Annotated in this window: 23 protein-coding genes and 3 pseudogenes; 20 read left to right on the top strand and 6 right to left on the bottom strand. The window is 69.9% G+C overall.

Annotated elements, in window-relative coordinates:
• Positions 1-98: 98 nt before the first annotated feature.
• Positions 99-395: a hypothetical protein gene (locus BBK82_RS54950; RefSeq protein ID WP_083268942.1), complete on the bottom strand. Its 297-nt coding sequence runs from the start codon at positions 393-395 to the stop codon at positions 99-101.
• A 220-nt stretch (positions 396-615) separates the two neighbouring features.
• Between BBK82_RS54950 and BBK82_RS35790 the strand changes: the two genes are divergently transcribed.
• Genes BBK82_RS35790 through BBK82_RS35740 form a run of 11 tightly spaced genes read left to right on the top strand, consistent with a single transcriptional unit; the run spans position 616 to position 11,927 of the window.
• Positions 616-1,866, top strand: coding sequence for an ATP-grasp domain-containing protein (locus BBK82_RS35790; RefSeq protein ID WP_065918913.1), 1,251 nt, complete (start codon positions 616-618; stop codon positions 1,864-1,866).
• Positions 1,863-2,657, top strand: a complete 795-nt coding sequence (locus BBK82_RS35785) for a Rossmann-like domain-containing protein (protein WP_065918912.1) — start codon at positions 1,863-1,865, stop codon at positions 2,655-2,657. The genes BBK82_RS35790 and BBK82_RS35785 overlap by 4 nt, the downstream gene beginning before the upstream one ends.
• Positions 2,657-3,712 (top strand): PLP-dependent cysteine synthase family protein, encoded by a 1,056-nt coding sequence (locus tag BBK82_RS35780; protein ID WP_065921612.1) that lies wholly within the window; start codon positions 2,657-2,659, stop codon positions 3,710-3,712. Before BBK82_RS35785 ends, BBK82_RS35780 begins: the two co-directional genes overlap by 1 nt.
• Complete coding sequence (locus BBK82_RS35775; RefSeq protein ID WP_065918911.1) at positions 3,709-4,737, top strand: dipeptide epimerase; 1,029 nt, start codon at positions 3,709-3,711, stop codon at positions 4,735-4,737. The genes BBK82_RS35780 and BBK82_RS35775 overlap by 4 nt, the downstream gene beginning before the upstream one ends.
• Positions 4,734-5,906 (top strand): MFS transporter, encoded by a 1,173-nt coding sequence (locus tag BBK82_RS35770; protein ID WP_065918910.1) that lies wholly within the window; start codon positions 4,734-4,736, stop codon positions 5,904-5,906. The genes BBK82_RS35775 and BBK82_RS35770 overlap by 4 nt, the downstream gene beginning before the upstream one ends.
• The gene (locus tag BBK82_RS35765; protein ID WP_065918909.1) at positions 5,903-6,688 is read left to right on the top strand and encodes a class I SAM-dependent methyltransferase; all 786 of its coding nucleotides are present in this window, start codon (positions 5,903-5,905) and stop codon (positions 6,686-6,688) included. Before BBK82_RS35770 ends, BBK82_RS35765 begins: the two co-directional genes overlap by 4 nt.
• Before the next feature lie 11 nt (positions 6,689-6,699).
• Positions 6,700-8,229, top strand: a complete 1,530-nt coding sequence (locus BBK82_RS35760) for an ABC transporter substrate-binding protein (protein ID WP_065918908.1) — start codon at positions 6,700-6,702, stop codon at positions 8,227-8,229.
• Positions 8,226-9,170, top strand: a complete 945-nt coding sequence (locus BBK82_RS35755; RefSeq protein WP_218920452.1) for an ABC transporter permease — start codon at positions 8,226-8,228, stop codon at positions 9,168-9,170. The genes BBK82_RS35760 and BBK82_RS35755 overlap by 4 nt, the downstream gene beginning before the upstream one ends.
• The gene (locus tag BBK82_RS35750; protein WP_065918906.1) at positions 9,167-9,940 is read left to right on the top strand and encodes an ABC transporter permease; all 774 of its coding nucleotides are present in this window, start codon (positions 9,167-9,169) and stop codon (positions 9,938-9,940) included. Before BBK82_RS35755 ends, BBK82_RS35750 begins: the two co-directional genes overlap by 4 nt.
• Positions 9,937-11,355, top strand: a complete 1,419-nt coding sequence (locus BBK82_RS35745) for an ABC transporter ATP-binding protein (protein ID WP_065918905.1) — start codon at positions 9,937-9,939, stop codon at positions 11,353-11,355. Before BBK82_RS35750 ends, BBK82_RS35745 begins: the two co-directional genes overlap by 4 nt.
• Before the next feature lie 32 nt (positions 11,356-11,387).
• Positions 11,388-11,927, top strand: coding sequence for a GNAT family N-acetyltransferase (locus tag BBK82_RS35740; RefSeq protein ID WP_237047745.1), 540 nt, complete (start codon positions 11,388-11,390; stop codon positions 11,925-11,927).
• Between the two features lie 43 nt (positions 11,928-11,970).
• Here BBK82_RS35740 and BBK82_RS56120 read toward each other — a convergent pair.
• Positions 11,971-12,081: pseudogene (locus BBK82_RS56120) on the bottom strand (transcriptional regulator); the annotation flags it as partial.
• Positions 12,082-12,606: 525 nt separating this feature from the next.
• Between BBK82_RS56120 and BBK82_RS35735 the strand changes: the two are divergent.
• Together BBK82_RS35735 and BBK82_RS35730 are read left to right on the top strand one after the other, a co-directional pair.
• The gene (locus BBK82_RS35735) at positions 12,607-13,044 is read left to right on the top strand and encodes a hypothetical protein (protein ID WP_065918903.1); all 438 of its coding nucleotides are present in this window, start codon (positions 12,607-12,609) and stop codon (positions 13,042-13,044) included.
• A 13-nt stretch (positions 13,045-13,057) separates the two neighbouring features.
• Positions 13,058-13,285 carry a hypothetical protein gene (locus tag BBK82_RS35730; protein WP_065918902.1) on the top strand — a complete coding sequence of 76 codons (228 nt, stop codon included), beginning with the start codon at positions 13,058-13,060 and terminating at the stop codon, positions 13,283-13,285.
• Between the two features lie 200 nt (positions 13,286-13,485).
• Here the strand turns inward: BBK82_RS35730 and BBK82_RS35725 are convergent, their stop codons facing one another.
• A complete protein-coding gene (locus tag BBK82_RS35725) occupies positions 13,486-14,109 on the bottom strand; it encodes a hypothetical protein (RefSeq protein ID WP_154697691.1) in 624 nt (207 codons plus the stop codon).
• A 645-nt stretch (positions 14,110-14,754) separates the two neighbouring features.
• On the opposite strand from BBK82_RS35725, the gene BBK82_RS35720 reads away from it, so the two are divergent.
• From BBK82_RS35720 to BBK82_RS35710, 3 genes are all read left to right on the top strand, one after another.
• Positions 14,755-15,828, top strand: a complete 1,074-nt coding sequence (locus BBK82_RS35720) for a hypothetical protein (RefSeq protein WP_218920451.1) — start codon at positions 14,755-14,757, stop codon at positions 15,826-15,828.
• A gap of 40 nt (positions 15,829-15,868) precedes the next feature.
• Positions 15,869-16,855, top strand: a complete 987-nt coding sequence (locus BBK82_RS35715; RefSeq protein WP_065918899.1) for a TauD/TfdA family dioxygenase — start codon at positions 15,869-15,871, stop codon at positions 16,853-16,855.
• A 140-nt stretch (positions 16,856-16,995) separates the two neighbouring features.
• Positions 16,996-18,255 carry a hypothetical protein gene (locus tag BBK82_RS35710; protein ID WP_065918898.1) on the top strand — a complete coding sequence of 420 codons (1,260 nt, stop codon included), beginning with the start codon at positions 16,996-16,998 and terminating at the stop codon, positions 18,253-18,255.
• Between the two features lie 274 nt (positions 18,256-18,529).
• On the opposite strand, the gene cqsA is transcribed toward BBK82_RS35710, so the two are convergent.
• Complete coding sequence (gene cqsA, locus BBK82_RS35705; protein WP_154697690.1) at positions 18,530-19,801, bottom strand: alpha-hydroxyketone-type quorum-sensing autoinducer synthase; 1,272 nt, start codon at positions 19,799-19,801, stop codon at positions 18,530-18,532.
• On the opposite strand from cqsA, the pseudogene BBK82_RS56935 reads away from it, so the two are divergent.
• From BBK82_RS56935 to BBK82_RS52445, 3 genes and pseudogenes are all read left to right on the top strand, one after another.
• Positions 19,731-20,051 (top strand): annotated as a pseudogene (locus tag BBK82_RS56935) (DUF6119 family protein); the annotation flags it as partial. The gene cqsA and the pseudogene BBK82_RS56935 sit on opposite strands and share 71 nt — an antisense overlap.
• 70 nt (positions 20,052-20,121) lie before the next feature.
• Positions 20,122-20,490 carry a DUF6119 family protein gene (locus BBK82_RS56930; RefSeq protein WP_418287538.1) on the top strand — a complete coding sequence of 123 codons (369 nt, stop codon included), beginning with the start codon at positions 20,122-20,124 and terminating at the stop codon, positions 20,488-20,490.
• A gap of 29 nt (positions 20,491-20,519) precedes the next feature.
• Positions 20,520-20,684, top strand: a complete 165-nt coding sequence (locus BBK82_RS52445; protein WP_179953722.1) for a hypothetical protein — start codon at positions 20,520-20,522, stop codon at positions 20,682-20,684.
• A gap of 379 nt (positions 20,685-21,063) precedes the next feature.
• Here BBK82_RS52445 and BBK82_RS54940 read toward each other — a convergent pair whose 3' ends face one another.
• Positions 21,064-21,768, bottom strand: a complete 705-nt coding sequence (locus BBK82_RS54940; protein ID WP_418287537.1) for a cold shock domain-containing protein — start codon at positions 21,766-21,768, stop codon at positions 21,064-21,066.
• A gap of 39 nt (positions 21,769-21,807) precedes the next feature.
• Positions 21,808-22,002: pseudogene (locus BBK82_RS54930) on the bottom strand (cold-shock protein); the annotation flags it as partial.
• Positions 22,003-23,016: 1,014 nt separating this feature from the next.
• Between BBK82_RS54930 and BBK82_RS35695 the strand changes: the two are divergent.
• On the top strand, positions 23,017-24,549 hold the full coding sequence (locus BBK82_RS35695; protein ID WP_154697689.1) for a condensation domain-containing protein: 1,533 nt from the start codon (positions 23,017-23,019) through the stop codon (positions 24,547-24,549).
• Positions 24,550-24,551 lie beyond the last annotated feature (2 nt).

Below are 24,551 nucleotides of genomic sequence, written 5' to 3'. Positions count from 1 at the left end.
TGAGTGCGTTGTACTACTTGGTCGCCAGCCCCTGACCAGCGATGAACATCGTGGCCGCGCCCCACGCACAAGCGCTCAAGACGCGACCACGACGCAGATCAGTGTTCGTCGTAGTGCCCGTCATGGACGGCATGGCGGTGGCCGTCGTGCACGTAGTCCACGTGATCACCATGCGGGACAGCCACATGGCCGCAGCCCGCACCGTGATCGTGACCGTGGTCCGAGTGCGCCTGGTGATCGCCGGGTTCGCACTCGTCGACATGTCCGTCGTGCTCCCGGTGGAGGTGGCCGTCGTGCGCGTAGTCGACGTGATCACCGTGCGGGACGGCCACATGGCCGCACCCGTCGCCGTGGGCGTGGCCGTGGTCGGCGTGTTCGAGGTGTGCCGTGGTCATGATCAACCTGCCTCTCGTCGCGCCGGGCTTCACTTCACCCGGACGTTCTAGCGTCGTCACTGAACGCAACAAATATTAGTCAACGCGCATGAATGGTGCGCGTCGAGCGCTCACTCGTCCGGCGCAGCCGCGTCCCCGAGAGGCGGTAGAGACCACGGATCGATAATGATTACCATGTTCCCCAGTTCCGCCGCGGGGGTCGCGGCGGGGAGGAGGACTTGTGGCTCACCTGTTGATGATCGAGAGCTGGGTCGGCGCGATGAGCTCGCTGTTGCCCAGGGCGATCAACGAGTCAGGGCACCGCTTCACCTTCATGACCCGCGATCTGCACCACTACCTGCGCGCTGCCCCCGCGCACCCGCACCCGTTGCTGGCCGCGGACAACGTGCTCACCGCAGAGACCAACGACGTGCCCACCCTGCTCGACCACGTCGAGCGCCTGCACGCTGTGCTGCGTTTCGACGGCGTGATCTCCTCGTGCGACTACTACCTCCCGGCCACCGCGCGCGTCGCCGCGCACCTGGGCCTTCCCGGTCCCGACCCGGACGCGGTGGAACGGGCGTGTCGCAAGGACCTCACCCGCACCACGCTGAGGGAGGCCGGCGTACCCGGTCCGCGCTTCGCCCTGGCCGAGGACTGGCCGGCCCTCGCCAAGGCGGCAGCCGAACTGGGTTATCCGCTGGTAATCAAGCCGGTCGACCTGTGTGCCGGCATGTACGTGCGCAAGGTGACCGACGAGTCGGAGCTGCGCGAGGCGTTCGCCGCGATGGAGGCGTTCCCGGTCAACGCACGCAACCAGCCCAGGGTGCGGACCGTGCTGGTGGAGGAGCTGCTGACCGGGCCCGAGGTGAGCGTGGAGACCGTCACCGTGGACGGCACGACGCACGTCGTCGGTGTCACCGACAAGAGCGTCGCGGGCGATCCGTGGTTCGTGGAGAGCGGACACATGTTCCCCGCCGATCTGCCCACCGATGACGCCGAGGCCGTCGCCGTCGCGGCCATCGAAGCTCTGGGCCTGGACCGCGGTGTCGCGCACACCGAGGTCAAGCTGACGCCTGACGGCCCGAAGCTCGTCGAGGTCAACCCGCGCCCCGCGGGCAACCAGATCACGGAGCTCGTGCGGCGGGTCACCGGCATCGACCTGCCCGCCGCGTACGCCCAGCTGGCCGTGGGCGAACGGCCGGATCCACGTCCTGCGGACACCGGTGTGCGCAGCGCCGCGATCTCCTTCCTCCTGCCACCGCGCTCCGGCCTGGTGTCCGCCGTCCGCGGCGCCGAGGCGCTCGAGGCCGCGCCCGATGTCGTGGACTGGACCGTCAAGCGGCCCGGTCACCGCGCAGGTGACCCGACCAGCAACAACAGCTACCTCGGCCACGTCGTCGTGACCGACTCGGCCGGTCTCGGCGCGCGCACACGTGCCGAGCAGCTCGTCGGTGGTCTGTCCGTCGACTACGCCGAGGTGCCCGCGTGACCCTCGCCGACCTCGTCGAGCTCGTCCGAAGTGGCGGGCTTGGCCCTGATCCCGCGTCGTGCACCGTGAGCGTCGGGTTCACCACCAGGCAGGGAGCCCGGCACGCCACGCGCGGGCAGTCCTACCGCAACACCGTGGTCAGCCTCCGCGTGGAAGACGCGGTCGGGTCCTGCGCGGTGGAGGACGTCGCCGACGACGACGTGCACAGCTGCGTCGGTTCGACCGTGCTCGAGCTGCTCGGCCACCCGAACCCGGCCATCCGCACCGCCGTGCTCGACGCCTACCTGGCGCACGTCCGGCCGCACCACCTGTCCGCCACCAAGTCCGCCACCATCGGCTCCGGCAGCTCCCTGACCAAGTCCATGGCCCGCGCCGCTGCCGTGGTCGACCTGCTCGATCCGGCACCGGGTGACCGGGTGCTGGTGGTCGGCGTGGTCAACTCGCTGCTGCACCACCTGCGCGAGCGAGGCGCGACCTACGTGGCGTGCGATCACAAGGGCGGCCGGACCGAGTGGGACGAGCCGATCACCACCGAGGCGGAGAGCGCGCTCGACGGCTGCGACCTCGTGCTCGCCTCGGGGATGACAGTCGGCAACGGCACGTTCGAACCGCTGCTGTCGCGCGCCGTCGCAGCAGGCACGCCGATGGTCCTGTTCGCGCAGACTGCCGCCGCGGTCCTGCCGTGGTTCATCGGCAGCGGAGTGCGCGCCGTCTCGGCTGAGCCGTATCCGTTCTTCTGGCTCGACGGCGGTCCCACGACGATCCACCACTACACGGAGCGCCCGTCGTGATGATCCCGCGCCAGAACCGGCACCTGCTCGACCTGCTCGGCCAGAGCCCGGTCACCCGCATCACCACGCCGCTGCCCCACCGGCACAGCGGGTTCTGGGCCAAGCTCGAATGCCTGAGCGCCGGCGGGATGAAAGCCCGGCCGGCCGTGTCGATGCTCCGTGCCGCTCGCGATCGCGGCGAGCTGCGCCCCGGCGCCGTTGTCGTGGAGTCCACCAGCGGCACGCTCGGTCTCGGACTCGCGTTCGCCTGCCAGGTGTTCGGTCACCCGGTCGTCCTGGTGGTGGACAGCGAGCTGGAGCCGTCGATGCGCGCGCTGCTGCGGGCGCACGGGGCGCGGCTGGAGGTCGTGGACCGGCCGCACCCGGTGGGCGGCTGGCAACAGGCCCGCCTGGACCGGCTCCAAGCCGTGCTGCGTGAGTTCCCCGACGCCTACTGGCCCGACCAGTACAACAACCCTGACAACCCGAAGGGTTATGTCGGCCTGGCGAGGGAGCTCGTGGAGCAGCTCGACCCGGTCGACGTGCTGGTCTGCAGCGTGGGCACCGGCGGGCACAGCGCCGGCGTGGCCCGGGAACTGCGCCGGTACTGGCCCGGTGTGCGGCTGATCGGCGTGGACACCGTCGGCTCCACGATCTTCGGGCAACCCGCGCGGGCCAGGGTGATGCGCGGACTGGGCAGCAGCATCCACCCCCGCAACGTCGCCTACGCCGAGTTCGACGAGGTGCACTGGCTGGGCCCGGTGGAGGTGGTCGACGCCTGCCGCAGACTCGCCCGTGACGCCTTCGTCACCGGTGGCTGGAGCAGCGGCGCCGTCGCACTGGTCGCCGCCTGGGCCGCCAGGGTCGAGCCGGGGGCGGTGGTCGCGACGATCTTCCCCGACGGCCCGCACCGCTACCTCGGCACGATCTTCGACGACGACTTCTGCACTGCTCGCGGACTGCTCGGGGCGGCCGCCGATCGGCCGGTGGAGATCGGGGATCCGCACCGGGTCGAGGCGACGGGCTGGACGCGGTGCCGGTCGGTTGTCGCACCGAGGGCAGTGGTGCTCGCATGAAGGTCGATTGGGAGGTCTACGGCCTCGAACTGAGCACACCGCTGCGCATCTCCAGGTCGGTGATGTCACGCCGTGACGCCGTACGCGTCATCGTCGAACACGACGGGCAGCACGGCCACGGCGAAGTGGTGACCAGCACCTACTACCAGCTCGACGTGCAAGCGATCACGTCCCGGCTGAACCGGCTTCGGCCGGTTCTCGCCGACGCGGACTCCCCCGAGACCGCCCTCGACGTCCTGCACGCGGACGAGACGATCCCCGCCGGAGTGCGTGCCGCGGTCGACGCGGCGTTGCACGACCTGCTGGGCCTTCGTCAGAACGTGCCGGCACACGTCCTCCTCGGCACCAAGGAGTGGCAGGACACCCCGACCGCCTACACGATCGGCATCACCGCGCCGGACGATGCCGCAGCCCAGGCAGCTTCGCTGACCGAGCGCGGGTTCTCCCTGCTCAAGGTCAAGGTCGGAGCCGACCCGGAGCGGGACGTGGCCACCACGGTCGCGATCAGGGCCGCCGCGCCGGACGCGCGGCTGGTGCTCGACCCCAACGGCGGCTGGAGCCCGGACGAGACGGTGCGCGTCGTGGAGCGCCTCACCGCCGCCGGTGTCGTGCTCGACGCTGTGGAGCAGCCGATCCCACCTGGTACCCCGGACGCGTTGGCCTGGGTCCACGAGCGGTGCCCGGCACCACTGATCGCAGACGAGGACGCCGCCACGGTTGCCGATGTCCGCAAGCTCGCGGGCGCGGTGGACGGCATCAACATCAAGCTGGCCAAGTGCGGCGGTCTGCGGCCGGCGCTGGACATCGTCTCGGCCGCCCGTGAAGGCGGACTGGACGTGATGCTCGGCTGCCTGGTCGCCAGTTCGCTCGGCATCGCGCCCGCTGTCCACCTCGCCGGGCACGCCCGGTGGGCCGATCTGGACGGGCACCTGCTGCTCGCCCACGACCCGTGGTCGGGCATCGGCGGAGAGGACGGCACCCTGCGGCTGTCCGGGGCACCGGGACTGGGCGTGGTGCGGCCATGACCCGGTTCGCACTGCCGGTGCGGCTGCTGCTGGTCAACCAGTTCGCCGTCAACACCGGCTTCTACCTGCTCATCCCCTACCTCGCCACACACCTGGGCAGCCTCGGCATGTCCGCCGCGGTGATCGGCGTTGTGCTCGGCGTCCGCACGCTGAGCCAGCAGGGTCTGTTCCTGGTGGGAGGAACGGTGTCGGACCGGCTCGGGCCGCGCACCGCCATCCTCCTCGGCTGCGGTCTGCGCGCGGTGGGGTTCGGGTTGTTCGCGATCGGTGACTCGCTCACCGTGGTGCTGGCCGCCTCTGTCCTCAGCGGACTGGCCGGGGCACTGTTCAACCCCGCAGTGCGCGCGTACATCGCTTTGGAGGCGGGAAAGGCGCGCACCGAGGCGTTCGCCCGGTTCAACGTCTACGCCCAGGCGGGTGCGCTGTGCGGACCGGTGCTCGGCAGTGTGCTCTTGCTGTGGGACTTCCGAGTCTCCGCGGTGGTGGCGGCCGGGATCTTCGCCGCACTGACCATCGCGCAGGCCGTCGTGCTGCCCGCGCGGGCGGCTGCGCGCAAGGGCGGGTCGATCCTCGGCGACTGGCGCGAGTGCCTGTCGAACCGCCGGTTCGTGGCGTTCACCTGCGTGCTCAGCGGAATGTTCGTCCTGCAGAACCAGCTCTACCTGCTGCTGCCGATCCAGGCGCAGAAGGCGACCGGCTGGGCGGGCGTGGTCGCCGCGCTGTTCCTCGTGTCCACGATCGTCACGCTGCTGTTCCAGGTCCGCATCACCCGCTTCGTCTCCGATCGTGCGCGGGGTCCTGTGATCGCTGTGGGTCTCGCCGTCATGGGCGCGGGATTCGCCGCGCCCGCGCTGTGGTCCGGACTCGTGCCCGTGCTGGTGGCCACGCTCGCTTTGGCGGTCGGCGTGATGATCGCGCATCCCCTGGTCTACGACCTGATCCCGTCGTTCGGCCCGGACAGCCTCGCCGGCACGCACTTCGGTGTGTTCTACCTCGGCTCTGGGCTGGCGGCCGCGCTGGGCAACACCGCGATCGGATGGGTGAGCGGGTTCGGCGACCGGCTCGCGTCACTGCTGTGCGTCGCGATCGGACTCATCAGCGCCGCGGGTGTGGCCTGGTTGCACCGGCGCGGCGCCCTCACGCCACGGCAGCAGGAGGTAGCCAGATGAACCTGCTCACCGACAACCCTGAGCTGTACGAACACCAGTTCCCCGACCCCGAGCACGTGGCGGCGAGGTTCGTGCACGACGTGGTCACCCGGTTCGGCGGCGGACGGGACCTGCTCGACATCGGTTGCGGCACCGGTCGTGACGCGGGCTGGTTGTCCCGCAACGGTTATCGCGTCGCCGGGGTGGACAGCTCGGAGAACATGATCGCGCACATGCGCGAGCACCACCCGGCCGTCGACGTGGCGTTGGCCGACATGCGGTCCTTCGACCTCGATCGCCGCTTCGACGTCATGACCTGCCTGGACAGCGCGATGCTGTACTGCCACACCAACGCCGACCTCACGGTCTTCCTGGAACGGTGCCGCGCGCACCTGCTACCCGGCGGGTTGTTCGTGGCGGAAATGCGCAACGGCGCGTTCTTCCTGGGCAACACCGAACTCCTCGATGGTGTGCGCACCCGTTCGGTCACGTGGCGGGGCACCGAATACACCTCGAACACCGAGCTGTGGATCGACCACGCCGCCCAACTGCTGCGCCGTCGGCGCACCTGGGAGTGGGCGGAGCGCACCGAACCGCTCGTGCAGCGATCGGCCTGGCGGCTGCTGTTCCCGCAGGAACTGCGGCACCTGCTCGACCTCGCCGGGTTCGAGGTGCTCGCACTGTTCGACTCCCCCGGCCCGCGCACCGATCAGCCCTGGACCGCCGACGCCCCGCTGAGCGGCGAGCTGTCCGGCGACCGCCTCCACGTCGTGGCCCGCCTCCGCCGAGACGGGTGCCAGTGAAAGGAACCAGCATGTCCCTGAACCGCCGCGGTTTCCTCGGCCTCACCTCCGGTCTGGCGGTCGTCACCCTCGCGGGGTGCGGCAGTGGTGCGACCTCGGCCTCTTCCACGCCGCGCACCGGCGGCAGGCTCCGCGCCGCGTTCGCCGGTGGTGGCGCCAAGGAGGTCCTCGACCCGCACCTGGCCAACCTGTTCGGTGAAGCCGCGCGGTCCAAGGCGATGTTCGACAAGCTCGCCGACCTCGGCAACGACGTGTCACCGCAGCCGCGGCTGGCGGAGAAGTGGGAGCCGAACGCAGACCTGACGCGCTGGCGGATCAGCCTGCGCCAGGCGGCGTTCCACGACGGCAGACCGGTGCGGGCTCAGGACGTGCTCGCCAGCTACGCGCGCATCCTCGACCCGAACCGCGCATTCCGCGCCAAGTCGAGCCTCGCGCTGATCGACCTGCCCAACAGCCGCGCGGTCGACGACCGCACCGTGGAGTTCGCCCTGAAGCGGCCCTTCGGTGAGTTCCCCAACGCACTGGCCGCCTTCGGCGCCTACATCGTGCCCGAGGGCGTCGAGGACTTCGCCAAGCCGGTCGGGTCGGGGGCGTTCAGCTTCGTGTCGTTCGAGCCGGGCAGGTCCGTGCTGCTCAAGCGCAACCCGAACTACTGGGAGGGTGCGCCGCTGCTGGACGAGCTGGAGTTCGTGATCGCCAACGAGGAGTCCGCGCGCACCAACGCGTTGCTGGGCGGGCAGGTCGAGTACGCCCACGACCTGACCCCGACCACCGCGCGCAGCAACGCCTCCGGCGACCGGATGACGATCCACCGCTCCCCCAACAGCGCCGTGCAGGCGTTCGCGATGAAGGTGGACCGGGCGCCGTTCGACAACCGCGACCTGCGGGAGGCGCTGTTCCTGCTCACCGACCGGCCACAGCTGGTGGAGTCGGTGCTCGCGGGCAGCGGCCAGGTCGGCAACGACCTGTTCGGCAAGGGCTACCAGCACTACGCCGACGACCTGCCCCAGCGGGAGCGTGACCTGGACAAGGCCAAGTTCCTGATCCGCAAAGCCGGCGCCGAAGGCCTGACGGTCAAGCTCGACACCTCGACGGCCGCAGCGGGCATGGTCGAGGCCGCCACCGTGTTCGCCGACCAGGCCAAGGGGTCCGGTCTGACGATCGAGGTCGTGCAGGGCAACAAGGACAGCTACTGGGCTGACACCTTGAAGAACGGCTCGCTGTCGAGCTTCCGCTCCGGCGCCATGCCCATCGAGACCCACGTCGCGCAGCGCCTGCTCAGCGGCTCGGGCACCAACGTGACCAAGTGGGCGCGGCCCGAGTTCGACGCGCTCTACGAGAAGGCGGTGTCCACTTCGGACCCGGCCGCGCGCGGCGAGGCCTACCGCGAGATGCAGCGCGTGCTGCACGCCGAGGGCGGCTACCTGATGTGGGGCTTCGCCGATTGGATCGTGGGCGCGAAGCCGAACGTCGGCGGCATCTCCACCGCACCCGCGAACACGCTGGACTGGGCCCGCTTCGACAAGGTGTGGCTGGGGTGAGTCTCGCGTCCTACGCGGTCCGGCGGGCCGCGCTCGGGCTGGTGCAGGTGCTCGCCGTGGTCACCCTCGTGTTCTTCCTGGTCGAGGCCCTGCCAGGAGACGCGGCGGTGGCCTTGGCCGGGGACAACCCCGACCCCGCGCGGATCGCCCAGATCCGCGCGGCCATGGGCCTGGACCGGCCGACGTTCGAGCGGTTCGCGGAGTGGCTCCTCGGGCTGCCCCAGCTCGACTTCGGCGTGTCGCTGGTGTCGGGCCGACCGGTCGCGGACTTCCTGTTCGGCGGGATCGGCCCGACCGTCGCGCTGGCGGCGCTGACCCTGGTGCTGCTGGTCCCGATCTCGGTGCTGGTCGGTGTGCTGGCCGCGTTGCGCGAAGGCAGTCTGCTGGACCGGGCGTTGACGTCGATCAGCGTGGCGCTGCACTCGATCCCCGAGTTCGCGCTCGCCGTGGTGCTGATCGCGGTGTTCGGCGTGCAGCTGGCCTGGCTGCCGCCGACGGCGGTGGGCGCGGACCTGTTCGCCCAGCCTGCGGTGCTGGTGCTGCCGCTGGTGGTGCTGCTGGCCCGGCCGATCTGCTCGATCAGCCGCCTGGTCCGTGCGGGCATGGTGGACGCGCTGGCGTCCGACTACGTGCGCCATGCCCGCCGCCTCGGGATCGGCGAGACGCGGGTGCGGTTCGCCCACGCGCTGCCCAACGCACTGGCACCGGCCGTGCAGCAGGTCGCGCGGACCACGGACTGGTTGCTGGGCGGCGTGATCGTCGTCGAAGCGGTGTTCGTGATCCCCGGGCTCGGCACCGTCCTGGTGGACTCCGTGGCCGCCCGCGACCTCCCGGTCGTGCAGGGCCTGGCCGTGGTCTTCGCCGTCACCACGGTGGCCGTGAACCTGCTGGCCGACCTGGTGGCGTTCCGGCTCGCTCCGCGCGCGGAGGTGGTCGCGTGAAGCGGGCGGGCATCGGCGGGCTGCTGATCGCGGTGCCGTTGGCCCTGGCATTGCTGGGACCGCTGTTCGTGCCGGACCAGCAGACCCGCAGCGCGCCTTTCATTCCGCTGGGGCCGCTCGGCACCGACTTCGTGGGCCGCGATGCCTGGTACCAGGTGCTCGCGGGTGGCCAGACGGTCGTGCTGGTGGCGTTGATCGCGACCGTGCTCTCCTACCTGGCCGGTGTGCCCTACGGCGTGCTCGCGGCCACGGCGCGGCTGCGGTTGGTCGACGAGGTGCTGATGCGGCCGCTCGACGTGCTGCTCGCGGTGCCGTCGCTGCTGGTGCTGATCCTCGTGGCCGCCATCGCCGGGCAAGGCCTCCCGGTGCTCATCGGTGTGGTCACCCTCGTCAACTTCCCCGACGTGGCCCGCCTCTCGCGGGCGGCGGCACTCGAGATCTCCGGACGACCCGCCCTGGAGGCGATGCGCATGCAGGGCGAGTCGTGGTGGCGGACTTCGATCGTCTACACAGGATGGTCGATGCTGCGCACGCTCGCCGCCGACGTGGGTGTCCGGCTCACGGCGGCGCTGTACCTGGTGGCATCGGCCAGCTTCCTCGGTGTCGGCGTGCCGCCCGACGCGGCGGACTGGGCCGTGATGGTGGACCGCAATCGAGGTGGGTTGTTCCTGCAGCCGTTGACCGTGGTGGTGCCCGCACTGCTGATCGTCGCGTTGTCCGTCGGGCTGAACCTGGTGTTCGACCGCGCCCTGAGGAAGGTGCGCACGTGAGCCCGGTCGTGCACGTCGAGGACCTGCGTGCCGAGGTGGACGGGCACGTGCTGCTCGACAGCGTCAGCTTCGCTCTGTCCGCCGGCCGGGTGCTCGCCCTGGTCGGCGCCTCGGGCAGCGGCAAGACCACCACCGGCCTCGCCCTGCTCGGCGAACACGGCTCTGGCGTGTCGGTGAGCGGACACGTCGAGGTGCACGGACGCGTCGGCTTCGTGCCGCAGCAACCTGCGTCCGCGCTGAACCCGGTGCGCCGCCTGGACGCCGTCTTCCGCGAGATCGCCGCACTCCACGAGGGTGACCCCGGCGAGCTGGTCGAGACGGCTCTGCGCCGGGCGCGCGTGCCGGCCGACCTGCTGCGCCGCTACCCCCACCAGCTCTCCGGAGGCCAGCAGCAGCGCGTCGTGCTGGCCCAGGCGCTGGTGGGTGACCCGGCGGTGCTGGTGGCCGACGAACCCACCACCGGGCAGGACGCCCTGACCCGCGCCGAAGTCGTCAACGAGCTCGCCGCAGTCGTCGCGCAAGGCGTCGCGCTGGTGCTGCTGACCCACGACGTGGAGGTGGTGCGGGCGCTCGCCGACGAGATCGTGGTGCTGCGAGCGGGTCGCGTCGTCGAAGCCGGGCCCGCGCACGAGCTCCTGACCGATCCTCGCGAGGACTACACCCGTGCGCTGCTCGACGCCACACCGCAGGTGTTCGCCGAGGTTCCCGATCGGGCTCCTCGCCTGCGGGTGCGCGGCCTGACCGCCCGGTACCGCAACACCACCGTCCTGCACGACGTGGACCTGGACGTCGGTGAACGCCTGGCGGTCGTCGGCCGGTCCGGCAGCGGCAAGACCACCTTGGGTCGAAGCCTGGCCGGTCTGCACCAGCAGGCCACCGGCGAGGTGCTCCTCCACGACCGGCCACTCGCCCGGTCGTTGCGCCGCCGGTCGCGGACCGCACTCGCCGCCGTTCAGTACGTCTTCCAGGATGCGCGGGGCTCGTTCGACGAGCACCGCTCCGTGCTGGACCAGGTCGCCAGGACGGCGGTGCGGCTGCGAGGCGCGCGTCCCGCTGAGGCCCGGTCGTCGGCGTTGGCCGCCTTGAGCCGTGTCGGCCTGGACGAGGAGACGGTGCTGCGCAGGCCGCGCGGCCTGTCCGGTGGAGAGCTCCAGCGGGCCGCGCTCGTGCGGGCCCTGCTCGCCGAACCCGAGGTCCTCGTGTGCGACGAGATCACCTCGGGCCTGGACGCGGTGACCCGCGCCGGGTTGCTCGACCTGCTCGCGAGCGTGCCGTGCGCGCTCGTGCTGATCAGCCACGACCTCGACGTCGTGGCCCGCCTCGCCGACCAGGTGGTCGTGCTCCACGAAGGACGCGTCGTCATGGACGGTCCGGTCGCAACGACCCTGGACGGCGCAAAAGAGAGGATGAAGTGAACACGCACCACCAAGCAGCGGGATCCTATGAGGTGCGGTTGGCGACTCATGCCGACCTGCCCGGAGCCCGCAGCGTCATGCTGGACACCTTCTACCGCGAGTTCGGATACGGCTACAGCCCCCAGTGGCACACCGACGTGATCGACCTCGCCGCGACGTACCTGGAGACTCCGCGGCACGCGTTGTTCGTCGCGGTGTGCGGCGACGAGGTCGTGGGCACCACGGCCGTGCGGGCGCAGGGGCCGGCGAGCCCGCCCCACCCGGCGTGGATCGCCGAGCGCTACTCCGGTGACCGGACGGCACAGCTCTTCCGCGTGTACGTCCGGGCCGAGCACCGGCGCCGTGGTCTGGCACGCGCCCTGGTCGACGCCGCGGTCGGGTTCGTCGCCGAAACCCCCGGCTACGAACAGATCTACCTGCACACCGACACCCGCATCGCCGGGGCGGAGGGGTTCTGGCGCTCGGTCGCGAAAGAGGTCTGCGACGCCCGCGATGGCGACCCGGACCGCAACCAGACCGTGCACTTCGAGATCCCGATCCCGGTCCTGGCCGTGCCGGCCGACCCGAGATGACCTGGCGGCCGGGGGTGGTCGCGTCGGTCCATCCCCGACCCGCTCAGGCGGTGTCGACGTCGTCGGTGGTGCCGAGGCCGAGGTGTTCGATGTGGTAGACGGCTTCGTCGAGCAGCATCGCGACGTGCTTGTCGTACAGGCTGTAAACCACGCTGCCTGCGCCTGCCCTGTCACGCCCTACCTACACGCCTCCACCAGGCCGTCCTGGACTTGCGCGACATCTAGCAGAAGCCGTTCGAAGTAATCCCACCACAGTCACGCAGTGACAGCACCGCGATCTTCGGATCAACGACTGGCGGCTGAAAGCCCGGCATACCGGGGCCACCTAGCTCGACCTCGCGATTCCTGAACTGGACACATGCAGCGTGCAATCGCTTCATGAGCGACCCGGTTGCCCGCCTTTGCTGGATCGTGTTCAACCGTCCGCGGGGTCTCGGGTTCAGCGACGCGTGTCCATGGACCGGAGACGTACCCGTGCTGGTCGTGAACGGCCAGGACCACCAGAACCAACTACTGGCAACCTCGTACCGGGACATCATCCTGCCCCTCGATCCACACCGTTTTCTTATCCTGCCGGGACTCGGCATGCAGGAAGACGATCCGGAGAAACGAGTTCGTCGGAGGCACAGGCGAGGAGGCGTTCCCGCACTTCGCCCGAGAAGTCTTCGACCTCACTGAGGTGAGCGGGGCGTACGCGATCCGCACCACCCCCGCCGCCCTCCTCCCGCCTACCGCTCCAGACGAACTCATCGACGCTGCTGAGCTGCTCGAAGGCGCCACGCTCGACATCACGGCGCGACCGGGCACGGCGGGGTTTCGCCTCGACGTCGGGCTGAACGGCACCACCAGTGGCCGGCTCAAGGGCAAGCCGGTCCTCCGCGACACGTACTTCGACCTGGATATCGGGTACGACGGTGCCCCTGACGATCCCGATCCAGCTCGGCAGCTGCTCAGCGCACTGCAGTACGCCAACGAGCTCGCCCGCGTCTACTACAGCTCGGGCCACACAGTCGTCGACGGCCGGATCTGGGAGGAACGCCCACGCGACTTCCCGTTCCCCCACTGGCCCTTCGAGGACTTCTCCGGCTACGACATCGAACCCGATCGCGTCGAGTGAACCGTTCCATCGCATGCGGACCATCACCGCGGACGTCGTCGCCATCGTCCACAGCCTGGAGGACACCGTCGCCGAACTCGTCCGGGAGTTTGAAGAGTTGGAGGACGTCGGGTGCGGCCATTGTGATAGGGCAGCGTCCACGGCGGACCGATCGATCTCGAGATCGGCAGTGCGGGCGATCTCGTCGCGGCCGCCGATGCATGTTCTGGTGGACCGCCCGCGGACTTCTTCGGCAATGTGAGCACCGACCGGCTTTTCCAGACCGGCGAACAGCTTCACAGCGCCACCACCTTGAGTCGCTATTTGCGCATTCAGTGCGAGATATTCGCACCATGCCCGACGAGAGCGACCTTCCGGGTAGCTGTGGCACCTGGTGCGGTGCCACAGCTACCCGGCGTCAAGAGAGAACTCAGTCAAGATCCGGAAGTGAGTCGTTGTCCGTCACGGGGTGCCGGGCGTCAGGTCCAGGGAGAACACGGCGACGTTGGGCGTGTCGAGCGACCAGCCGCCACCCGCGGTTGCGCATTTCGCCACCGTGTCGCTCGTCGACGACAGGTTCGTCCCGGTGTTGAACGGGGTGTTCGGCGTGTTCGACAACAGGTTGGTGTAGAGGAATCGGCCGTTGGAGTACACGCACTGGTGCAGGTTCAGGTACCGGTCGGCCGCCAGGTCCAGGGAGAGCACGGCCACGTTGGCGGTGTCGAGCGACCAGCCGCCGACCGCCGGACCGCACCTCACCACGGTGTCGCGGGTGTAGGAGAGGTTCGTGCCGGTGTTGAAGGGCACATTGGGGGTGTTGGAAAGCAGGTTGGTGTAGAGGTAGCTGCCGTTGGAGTACACGCACTGGTGCAGGTTCAGGTAGCGGCCGCGGACGCGGTCCAGAGGCAGCACCGACACGTTGGCGGTGTTGAGCGACCAGCCGGCGACGGCGGGGCCACACCTCGCGACGGTGTCGCGGGTGTCGGAGATGTTCGTCCCGGTGTTGAACGGCGCGTTGGGGGTGTTGGGCAGCAGGTTGGTGTAGAGGAAGCTGCCGTTGGAGTACACGCACTGGTGCAGGTTCACGTACCGGTCCCCAGCGGCGAGGGCAGGCGTCGCCGCGAGCGCGAGCGCGCCCACTCCTACCAAAGCCGCAACGACGGATTTCCACGATCGCAGATTTCGCGCAAAGCGCATGCCGGATCCCCTCCTGTGTTGTTTCATCGCACGGCGGCACCGCACGACGTAATGGCACGACCACGGAATACGGTGTCTTCACATGTGACGGGGTTTCGGTGTGACCGAAGCCGTTTCAGCCACAACCACTTTGTCCGGTATCCGTTCCACAGCAGAGTCTCGGCGCGGCAGGGGCACTGCCCGCACTTACTCAGGTGGTTATCGGCCGTACGGCTCCCACCGTAGAGCCAAATGCCACTGGACCGCGATAGGCCAACCGCATGAGTTCATGCGAGCCGAGGCATTCTCAGGTGGAATTCACGATGAGAGGCCGGCAATGCCGCAATAGTGTGGATGGGGCACGGTCCGATCGACATCGATTCCGATGACTCAGCGTCCCGGCAGACTTTCGGATTGAGCCATTCGTGTGGACCTCATGATGAAGCCGCATTCGAGGGCCTCACCGCACCCGATCGGCGGGCGCTTCGGAGTCCACCGGCCGGAATACTCGAAGTCGTGGACATGTCACCGGCCGCCCGATATCCACCTGTCGCCGTGTTCCGAGACCCGCGCCCCGGCGGAGGAGCCCCCGATCTCGACCTCCCGGTCCGCGCCCGTGCGCAGCAGACCGCCACGGCGTTGGCCGCGGTTCCGACGCACGCCGGTCCCGTTGAGCGCACTTCCGCGCTGCGGCGGGCAGCGGCGGTCGCCGGCGAGCTCGTGGCGGCGCTGTCGGCTCAAGACGCGGCCGTGGTCGGCGAGGACCTGCCGGCCAGGTCGACCAGCGAGTCGTTCTTCCGCGTGCGCGAGGTCGACCTGTCCGACCACCAAGCCGCTCTGCACGGCGCCTCGATCGTGCAGCGGGGTCTCGACGACCTGTGCGAGGCGCCGCTGTCCGGTGCCGACCTTGCTGTCGAAGTCGCCGGCATGGCCCAGGCCGTGCTCGACCTCACCGGCGCCACCACCCCGGATGCCCCTCTCGACCCGCCGGTGGCCGCGTCCGCGGCCGTGGACGAGACCACGTTGAAGGCTCGGTGGACGGCGCGGTGGGTCGTGGGCCACCAAGTGCACGTGCTGTTCAACGTCTGCGCGGCGGTCGCGGTGACCGACGCCGCGCACCACCTGCGCCACGGTGCGGTCGAGACCGCCCTGCGACGGCTCGGCCACGCGACCACCTTCGTGCGTGGCTTCCCCGCCGCCATGACCCACGCCAGCGCGATCCCGGTCGAGTACTACACCGCCGCCATCCGCCCCAGCATGCAGCCACCCCGGGTGTCCCGTCCGTTGAGCGGGCGACAACACCGCGGCTACAAGACATTCCGCGCCGCGATGAAAGACCTGCTTGCCGCAGTACCCGAGCCCTACGAGCAGCTGGCCGCCCACGACCCGGAACTCGCCGCCGCGCGGGACGCGCTGCTCGAAGCCGACCTGATCGACAGCGAACGGCACGTCACCCTCGCCTACTCGATGGTGCGCCTGCAACGCTCCATCGCCCAACTGCCCGACGGACCGGACAACGCCGTGGGTGAACTGCGGCTCATGCGCCACCGGCGGGCGGCCCAGTACGCGCCGCTGATCCGCTTCGGTGATCACTACATCGCCGACGCCGTGGCCGCCCTGCGGCACTGACCCGAGTCGGCGTCCACGCCGGAACCAGGAGCGACTGCCGATGCCCCATCCCGCCACCACCGGATCTGTCACCGCCGAACTCGAGCTGACACCGTCCGACACCGCTGAAGTCGACCACCTGGCGCGCGACCTGTGCTCCGGCCACCGGCACGAGGTGGATGCACCGGAGTGGATCGCCCGCGCCCGAGACGCCTGGGACGAGCTGCCCCTGGCGCTGCGCCGCGGGGTGCGCCGGTTCCGGCGGCACTCGGGCCCTGAGGGGGTGCTGGTGCTCCGCGGGCTCCCCGTCGACGGCACCGCTCTGCCCGCCACGCCGTCCGCGCCGGACTCGGTGCAACGCGAGCCCACCGTCGCGGCGGCGGTGCTCGCCATGGTGGCCTGCGGGCTCGGGGATCCGATCGCCTACCTGGCCGAGAAGTCCGGCGCCCTCGTGCAGGACGTCGTTCCCGTGCCGGGCAAGGAGAACTTCTCCGGCAACGCCGGGTCGGCGCTGCTGACCTTCCACAACGAGAACGCCTTCCACCCCCACGAACCCGACCACGTGCTGCTGCTCTGCCTGCGCGCCGACCACGACCGCACCGCGGGCCTGCGCACCGCCTGCCTGCGCGAAGTCCTGCCACTGCTGCCCGACGCCACCCGCGAAGTGCTGTCCGCACCCGAGTTCGTCCTCCGACCGCCACCCTCCTTCGGCACCGACAACACCGCGCGTGCGCCGCAGCCCGTGCTCTTCGGGAGCGCCGACGACCCGGACATCCGCATGGCGCAGATCGCCACCACACCGGTGACCCCGCGCGCGGAGGCGGCCCTGGCCGAACTCGCCCACGCCTTCGACACGGCCGCCCGCACCACCCGACTGACGCCCGGCGACATGGCCATCGTGGACAACCGGGTCACCGTGCACGGCCGCACCCCCTTCCGCCCCCGCTACGACGGAGCGGACCGCTGGGTGCAACGCACCTTCGCCGTCACCGACCTGCGCCGCTCCCGCGACCACCGCCCCGACGACGGCTACGTCCTCGCCCGGTGATCACGACCACCCGCCATCGCACTCCTGCTTCCTGTTGCCCTGCAACGAAAGTTCGGCGTGCGCTGATCGGGTGACGAAACGGAATCGAGTCACCCGATCGATACGTGGCTCGCCGGAGTCGGGCGTGATTCGCTCAAGACATGAACCCGATCGAGGACGCCGGCGACGGATCAAGGCCCGGCGGCTATCCCTACGCGTTCCACATCGCCTTGGACGGCAACGGGCTCAACGGTTTGGAGGGACGTGCCGGGGTCTGCGTGTTCCACTACGACCCGATCAGCGGACGCCACACCACCCGAATCGAGTACTACGACGGACTCTCCGGCGGCCACGCCATCAGCCTCAGCCCCGACAAGCGCACCGGGTTCCTCGGCAACACCGGCCAGCACCTGGCGTTCTACGACACCGCACGGCCCGAGGAAACCGAACGGGTCTCCACTCTCCGCTTCGAGCCCACCGACTCCTCGATCAAGGGCAGCACCCACGCGGTGTGGCTCGACGGATCGACCGGAATCACCGCCATCGGGGAGTCCTTCTGGCAGTTCGACGTCAACCACCTCACCGCCGCCGAGAACATCGGCGCGCACGGCCTGAAGTTGCCGCACGCCATCAAACGCACCGCCTCCGGCCGCCACCTCGTCTACGGGGGCATGGACCACCCCCGCCGCGGCGAGGCGTGCGAGGTCGGCATCTTCGACCTGGAACGCCGCACGCACCGGGTGATCGAGCTGCCCGCCACCTGCTGGCACGTCGCCACCCACCCCACCGAGGACCGCTTCTACGCCCTGTCCTTCCGCGTCGTCCCCCAAGAAGGCCGCGACTGGCACGAATGGGCCATGGCCTACTTCAAGGAGTACGTCTTCGAGATCGACGCCGACTCCGGCCGGGTCCTGCGGCACTGGAGCGCCGCTGGCGACATCCCCGCCCACATCAACTCCGACGTCTGCCTCTCCGACCGCGAACTGATCTACTGCACCGGCGGCAGCAACACCGTCGTCCTCATCGACCTGGCCGACTTCTCCTCCTACCGCATCATCGACGAACGACCCGACCTGCACGACCAGGTCAAAGCCGGACGCCAAGCCGCACGACAGGTCCTCGACGTCCTCACCCGCGGCTCCGCCCTCGCGAGCACCAAGCACTTCCTCGCCGCCCTGCGCGTCAGCCGCGGCACCCTCATCGACGGCGTCTACGCCTGCCAGCTCTCCGCCGACCAAACCCTGCTGTTCACCGCCAACCGGGGCTTGAACACCATCACCGTCTACGACTACCCCGCCTGCACCGTCCGCCTCCGCGTCAAGATGCCCGACCTGCACGACCACGTCGACGGCCTGCGCCCCTGGTCCGACCCACGCCTGGGCTTCCACCACGGCGCCCTCGTCAGCCCTCCGCGAGCGTGACACCGGAGAGCGGCGTCGGTGCGGCTTCGACTGCCGGATCGCGGAGAGCTCGTCTCTCCGTGGCTTGAGGCGGATGTCTCGATCTTGAGCACGGCCGCACCGTGGCACGGACATTCCGTTCCCGCAAAGGACACGCCACTATTCAGGACGTTTCTGGCCGGTAACTCAAGGCGATCTTGTTCCGTCCGAGTCGCGGCTGGAGTCGGCGCGGTTGCTGTTCACCGACTTCGACCGAGCAGTACGCGGAATCATCGCGCAGCCGTTCCCGCTGGAGTCAGGAGGTGGATGAGCGGCCCGCGGTGATCAGGGGGCGGACGGCCTCGCCGGCGTGGATGATGCGGTCCAGATCCTGGTCGGTGAGGTCGCAGTGCAGGGAAAGCCGTAGCGCGGTGCGGTTGCGCGGGGTGGCGGGGGGACAGAAGACGGATCCGAACACGTCGTGGTCTTCCATGATGTCGCGTACTTCGATGACGGTTTCGTCCGGGCCGGTGGGCAGCGACATGATGTGGGCGCCCGAACCCCGAAGGTCGTACCCGAGGCCGGTGAGACCTTCCCTCAGGATGGTGGCGACTTCACGCAGCCGGGTACGGCGCCATTCGTCGTGACGGACGACATCCAGGGTGGCGGCGATCTGCACCAGGTCGGAGGGCACCAGGGTGGAGGCGAACACGGCCGGGTAGGAGGTCATCTTGAAGTACTCGACGAAGTCCTCGTCCGGGCAGGTGATGTAGCCGGCCCGTTTGGCGAACGCCTTCGACAGGCTGGTCGTGCGGAAATGCACGCGCGCCGTCAGCCCGGCCTGTGCGACCATGCCCGCGCCTTCGGGGCCGTGGGTGCCCAGCGAGTGCGCTTCGTCGACGACCAGGACGCAGCCGGTCTGCTCGGCGACATCGCACAGTGCAGCCAGTGGCGCGAGGCTGCCGCACACGCTGTACATGGAGTCGACCGCGATCACGCCGGGCCCGTGCTCCTCGATGCGGCGCAGCAGGTGAGCGGTGTCGTTGTGGCGGAAGGGCCGTGCCGTGGCGCCGGCCGCTTTTGCGCCCGCCCACAGCGACATGTGGGCCAGCATGTCCACGTACACCGGCACCTCAGGGCCGGCCAGGGTCTGCAGCAGCCCCACGTTGGCGTCGTACCCGGACTGGGTGAAAACACCCGCTTCCGAGCCGAGGTAGCGGGCGAACTCCCGCTCCAGCACGGTCTGCGGGTGCTCCTCGTGCAGCAGCACCGCCGAGGCCAGCCTCGCTCCCCGCATCGCGTCGAGAGACTCCACCACGGCGTCCACGATGCGCTTGTCGCCGGCCAGACGCAGGTAGTCGTTGCTGTCGACCACAGTGGAGCCCGGACTGGGCAGGCGCCGGCCCCGCAGGATGTGACGGCCATGCCACCGGCCCCGGATCCCCGCCGTGTGGAAAGCCTCCACGCGTTCCTGGACGAACGACGGAAGCAGGGAGCCGACGGCAGAAGTATCGATCATGGCGTGCAATTTAGGGCCGAAGCTCAGCGCAACGGCGTTGCTGCGCAGGCACGTTCGGGTGATTTGCAATGGCTGTGTTCAGGCGGCGCACGCTGTCAGCAAGCCGCCTGGTCCTGAACGCTGTGGTACTCCCCGAGAACTGCATCCAGCCGCCCGGCCATCTGACGTTCGGGCGGATGGAGAGGTGTCGACGGACGGAATGCCCGCCGTGCAGTGGATCGCCGCGGAGGTGGTCGACCAGTCGAGCCGGTACATCTTGCTCGACGGCGACTGGTACGAACTCGGCGGCGAGTACGTCCGCCACGTCGACCGCGTCGTGCGCAAAGCGTTCGACAACCCTCCACCATGGCAGCTGCCCGCGTGGTCAGACGCCCCAAGAACGAGAAAGGCTGCACCGCCGTGGGTTCGAAGCCTGCGACCTCCTGGGGCCCGACCACGCGCTGGTCCACGTCAAGAAGACGAGCACCGCCACCGGGTCGAGCCCACGCAGCCATCTCTTCGCCCAGGGCCTCGTCGCGGCCGAGAGCTTCACCGATCCCGAGACGTGGGAGAAGTGCCGCCAAGTCGTGGCTCAGCAGGATCCCGAGTGCGCAAGCCGGCTGGGAACACGTCCAGGAAGCCTGGTCTTCGCGATCCATCACAGCGACAAGAAGCTCACGGCGGGCAACCTCTTCACCTTCGCCCAGTCAACCCTGGTGTCCGCGTGGGCAACGCTCACGACCTACGGAGTCCCGGTGCACGTCGCCGTCATTCCGTGACTCGGGCCGCCGTGCCGTCTGACGTCGAAATGCGCGGAAGCGTTGCCGGATGCGAACTTCTGCCGATCGGAGTCAGTGCCGAACGCGTCCAGGACGGCGGCGACCTCATCCTCCTGGTAGGCGAGGTCGCCGAGTTCGGCACCCACATCCCGCCCTGGCTCGGCGTGTCCGGCGACGCCCCGTCGAACTCCTAGTCCTCTTCGGACGACAAGGCATGGGCGGCCCTGGGCTCAATCTCGGCCTGCTGGGACGTGTTTCCCGGCACGCACGCCGCGCGTCGTCCGAACTGGTTGGAACAGTCCGAATTCAACCCGTCAGCCACACCCCGCGCACCGCGCTACTCGCGCTGTGGGAGGCGTGGAGCCGCGCGCGCGACGAGCGGGTGGAGCTCGCCTGCGGCGGGGTCATGGTCGCACCGGCACCTCGCTGACGTGCCTGGCCGTCCTGGACGGGGTGTCGGCCGCCGAGGCGGTCGCGTACGTGCGGGCGCGCTACGACCGCCGGGCGGTCGAGACGCCGTGGCAGCGCCGCTACGTCGCCCGCTTCGAGGCGTCGTGGGACCGTCCTGGACGGTCAGGCGTGCTCGACGGCGTCGGCCTGCGGGCCCCGGTCGCTCTGCCGGATGCGGAAGCGCACCCGCTCGCCGGCCACCAGGGGCTCGCCGGAGACCACCGAGACGTGCACGAAGAGGTCGGGTCCGCCCGCGTCGGGGGTGATGAAGCCGAAGCCGCGGTCGGCGTCGTAGCGGGCTACCGTGCCGTCGCCGGCGCGGGCTGCGGGCCGGGTGGCCGAACGGGCCTGGCTGGGGGCTGCGGCAGCCTCCACCGGCTCGCCGGTGGACACGAACCGCACCTCGCGTGCCTGACGACCCTGGTCCACGGTGACCGTGGTGAACGAGACCCGGTCGCCCTCGGCCGGCAGGTAGAACTCGTCGACCAGGGCGCGCACGTGCAGGAAGACGTCGCCCGCCCCGTCGTCGGCGGCCACGAAGCCGAACGACTTCTCCTCGTCGAACCACAGGACGGAGCCGTCGGCGCCGTCGCCGGGCGCGACCAGAGGGGCCCTGCGGACCCCGGCGTCGAAGCTCAGCGGCACCACGTGCTGGGCCTGCGGACCCTTCTCGCCGGCGGTGACGACGAAGGCCACCCGCTGCCCGGCCGCGAGGACGCCCCCGGTGACGATGGCGGAGGAGTGCACGAACACCTCCGCACCCCCGCCGTCCGGCGCGGCGAACCCGTAGCCCTTGGCCGGCTCGTACCAGGAGACGGTGGCAAGCACGCCCAAGGCCGCGTCAGGCGCGACGTCCCCGGTGACGGCGACGTGCAGCGCCTGCGGACCGCGGGGTCCCTCACCGGTCTCGAACTCCACGGTCTGGCCCTCGCGCAGCGCCCGGGCCGCGCCCTCGCCCTGCACCTGCGAGACGTGCACGAAGATGTCGGCGCTGCCGTCGTCGGGGGCGAGGAAGCCGAAGCCGCGCTCGAGGTCGTACCAGCGGACGGTTCCCTGCTGCAAAGTGCACTCCTGGTCTAGCGGGTGGTCGGGGGTTCAGTGTCCCAGGCGCCGTATGTACATCCTGAACCCGACGCGTCGAACGACACTTCGGCTACGCCGTCGCCCGCGCATACGCAGGCCACAACGACACCAACAGCAACGCAGGCAGCACGACAACCTACGTCCGCGCCACTCTCGAAGAAGTCGCAAGAGCGCTCGCCTCTCTCACCGGCGAGCATCATCCACTCGCCGCCTAGCTGATCCGACTTCACCACCTGAGAGCGCTGTGAACGGCACTACAGCGCCCAAAGCACCAGCACCTCAGCGACCACCCCGGAATCTGCGATCTCACTGCAGGGCTTGCCGTTGGCCCGCTTCTCCATCTGGTCAACTGTGGTCTCGTCTTGAACACCATTCCCCGGGAACTCCGGATTTCGCCCGGTGTGCCTGGTCTACGAGTTGCCGGCCAAATTCGGAGCCGGGACCGCTCTGCTTCCACAGGCCCGACCCGACTGGCGCGCAGATGTGCTCACCGACCCGCCGAAACGGCTCCGAACAGCAAAAACACAGCCCTAGCAGCCCACCGCACGTCCTTCGTCAGCCAAGATCACCCAGTGCGGCCGTCGTCTTGGTACGCGATCACCTGCAAGATCGCATGTTAACCTCCATGGGTTCGCGCTTTCGATTTCGATCGGGGACTCGAGCCGCGAGCTGCATATTTCCGCGTGCAACCGACTGGGGGTCGGCGCATGGGTTTCTTCATGGATGGTTCAGGCCTTTCCGAGATCGCCCGAATGGTGACCGAAGAGGCTGAACGGGCTTGTTGAAACGCGGAATCAAGGTGACCGGCGGCACCACGTCAGCGGCCATGTGACGGGCCCCTGCTGGTCGTGACCACGGCGCACGACGTCGTTGGCGTCGCGGCCGTCACCGTGCCGCGCGCGTTTCTTGGCGCCCCTCGTCGACACGTTGCCGCACAACGGCAACAGCGAGATCGCCCCCGACCGGATCGAACCAGAGAGAACGGTGCGCGACATGAACGCTGAGCCCGTCAGCACGGGGGCCTTGTGCCGGTTGTTCGCGAAGGTCCTGGACCTCGACTCGGTGCGACCGGACACGGACTTCTACCTGGCCGGCGGGCACAGCCTCGCCGCGTTGGAACTGGCGGTGGCCATCGAGGCGGAGTCCGGGCTGCGGGTCGGGGTGGTGGACATCCTGGAGTGTTCGACCCCGGAGGCGCTGGCGGCACGGCTGCGCGTGCCCGCCCGCGTCGCGGCGGCGGATGCCCCGATCGAGTCGGCCGGTGCGGTCGAGGGCCGGCTCGGCCACGAAGCGCGCTGGTTGTGGCTGGAGCGGCAGCGCACCGGGCTGTTTTCGGACGCTTACAGCGTGTCCTGCCTCCTCGACGGGCACGGCGAGGTGGATGCCGACCGCTTCGCGAGCGCGGTGGCGGTGGCGGTGCGGCGGCATCCGGCGCTGTGCAGCACGATCTTCGAGTTCAACGGCGAGCCCAGGGCGAAGGTGGTCGAGCCACAAGGCTTCTTCGAGGTGCTCCGCGGTCCGGAACACGACGTCGAGCAGCTGGCCGCCGTGGCGTTCGACCCCGCCGTCGGGCCGCTGCTGCGGATCCGGCTGCTGCTCGGGACCGAGGCGAACTGGCAGGTGCTGATCGTCGCGGACCACCTCGTGTGCGACGGGCGAAGCCTGGAGATCCTGGCGCGCGACATCGTCGATGCCTACGGCGCCGGGACGCAGGTTCACGCGGACGCCCCGGCACGTGGCGCGGTCGCAGCGGCTGCGCGCGTCCCCGAGTCCGCGCGGCAAGCCGCTCTGGACTACTGGCTGGACCGCCTCACTCCCCCACCGCCCACACTTCCCCTGCCGGTCGACGGCCCGCGCGACGAACCTGTCGGTGCCGCCTCCGCGCTTGTCACGCGGGACGTGCCGCCGCGGCCGTGCGGCGCTGGCCCTGGGCGGCCACCCGTCGTTGTTCGTGCCCGGACCCCCGGATCCGCTGACGTGCGCGGCACGGCCGTCGACCGGCGTGCGCGCACCGGCGCCGAGGGCGTGGTCGGATGCCTGGTCACGACGGTCCCGGTCCGGGTGCAGGTCCCGGCAGCGGACCGCCCGCACGCCCTCATGGCGGCCGTGTCGGCCGCGGCGGCCGAGGCGGTCGACCACTGCGACGTGTCGTTCGACGAGATCGTGGCGGCCGCGAACCCGCCGCGTCCACCCGGCCGCACGCCACTGTTCGACGTGTGGGTCGCCGTGTTCGGGCCTGTGGACGCCCCGTCGGCTGACCTGGGCGGCATCGCGTTGCACGGGAGCTCGCTGCCGGTGCGCAGCGCCGTCTTCGAGTTGTCCTTCCAGTTCGTGCGGCACGCCACCGGCATGCGGCTCGCCCTGGTCCACGACGCCACGCGCTACGACCGCGGCACCGTCGAACGGATCGCGGACCGCGCGGTGGCGGCGCTGGTCGCGATGGCCGACGACGTCGAACCACACGGTGCCGGCGGGGCGCCGGCACTCACGCCGGCGCTGTTCTCCGGATTCAGGATGGAGGCCTGACC

The sequence above is a fragment of the Lentzea guizhouensis genome (assembly GCF_001701025.1).
Taxonomy (GTDB): Bacteria; Actinomycetota; Actinomycetes; order Mycobacteriales; family Pseudonocardiaceae; genus Lentzea; species Lentzea guizhouensis.
Note: the sequence above shows the minus strand (reverse complement) of the source record. Positions and strands in the feature narration are given on the sequence as shown.

Excerpts from the sequence above, each read along its gene's own strand:
- BBK82_RS35730 (WP_065918902.1), top strand. The coding sequence starts at position 13,058 with ATGCGGACCATCACCGCGGACGTCGTCGCCATCGTCCACAGCCTGGAG.
- BBK82_RS35770 (WP_065918910.1), top strand. The coding sequence starts at position 4,734 with ATGACCCGGTTCGCACTGCCGGTGCGGCTGCTGCTGGTCAACCAGTTC.
- BBK82_RS35710 (WP_065918898.1), top strand. The coding sequence starts at position 16,996 with ATGAACCCGATCGAGGACGCCGGCGACGGATCAAGGCCCGGCGGCTAT.
- BBK82_RS35765 (WP_065918909.1), top strand. The coding sequence starts at position 5,903 with ATGAACCTGCTCACCGACAACCCTGAGCTGTACGAACACCAGTTCCCC.
- BBK82_RS35695 (WP_154697689.1), top strand. The coding sequence starts at position 23,017 with ATGAACGCTGAGCCCGTCAGCACGGGGGCCTTGTGCCGGTTGTTCGCG.
- BBK82_RS35775 (WP_065918911.1), top strand. The coding sequence starts at position 3,709 with ATGAAGGTCGATTGGGAGGTCTACGGCCTCGAACTGAGCACACCGCTG.
- BBK82_RS35715 (WP_065918899.1), top strand. The coding sequence starts at position 15,869 with ATGCCCCATCCCGCCACCACCGGATCTGTCACCGCCGAACTCGAGCTG.
- BBK82_RS52445 (WP_179953722.1), top strand. The coding sequence starts at position 20,520 with ATGCGCGGAAGCGTTGCCGGATGCGAACTTCTGCCGATCGGAGTCAGT.
- BBK82_RS54950 (WP_083268942.1), bottom strand. The coding sequence starts at position 395 with ATGACCACGGCACACCTCGAACACGCCGACCACGGCCACGCCCACGGC.
- BBK82_RS35760 (WP_065918908.1), top strand. The coding sequence starts at position 6,700 with ATGTCCCTGAACCGCCGCGGTTTCCTCGGCCTCACCTCCGGTCTGGCG.
- BBK82_RS35780 (WP_065921612.1), top strand. The coding sequence starts at position 2,657 with ATGATCCCGCGCCAGAACCGGCACCTGCTCGACCTGCTCGGCCAGAGC.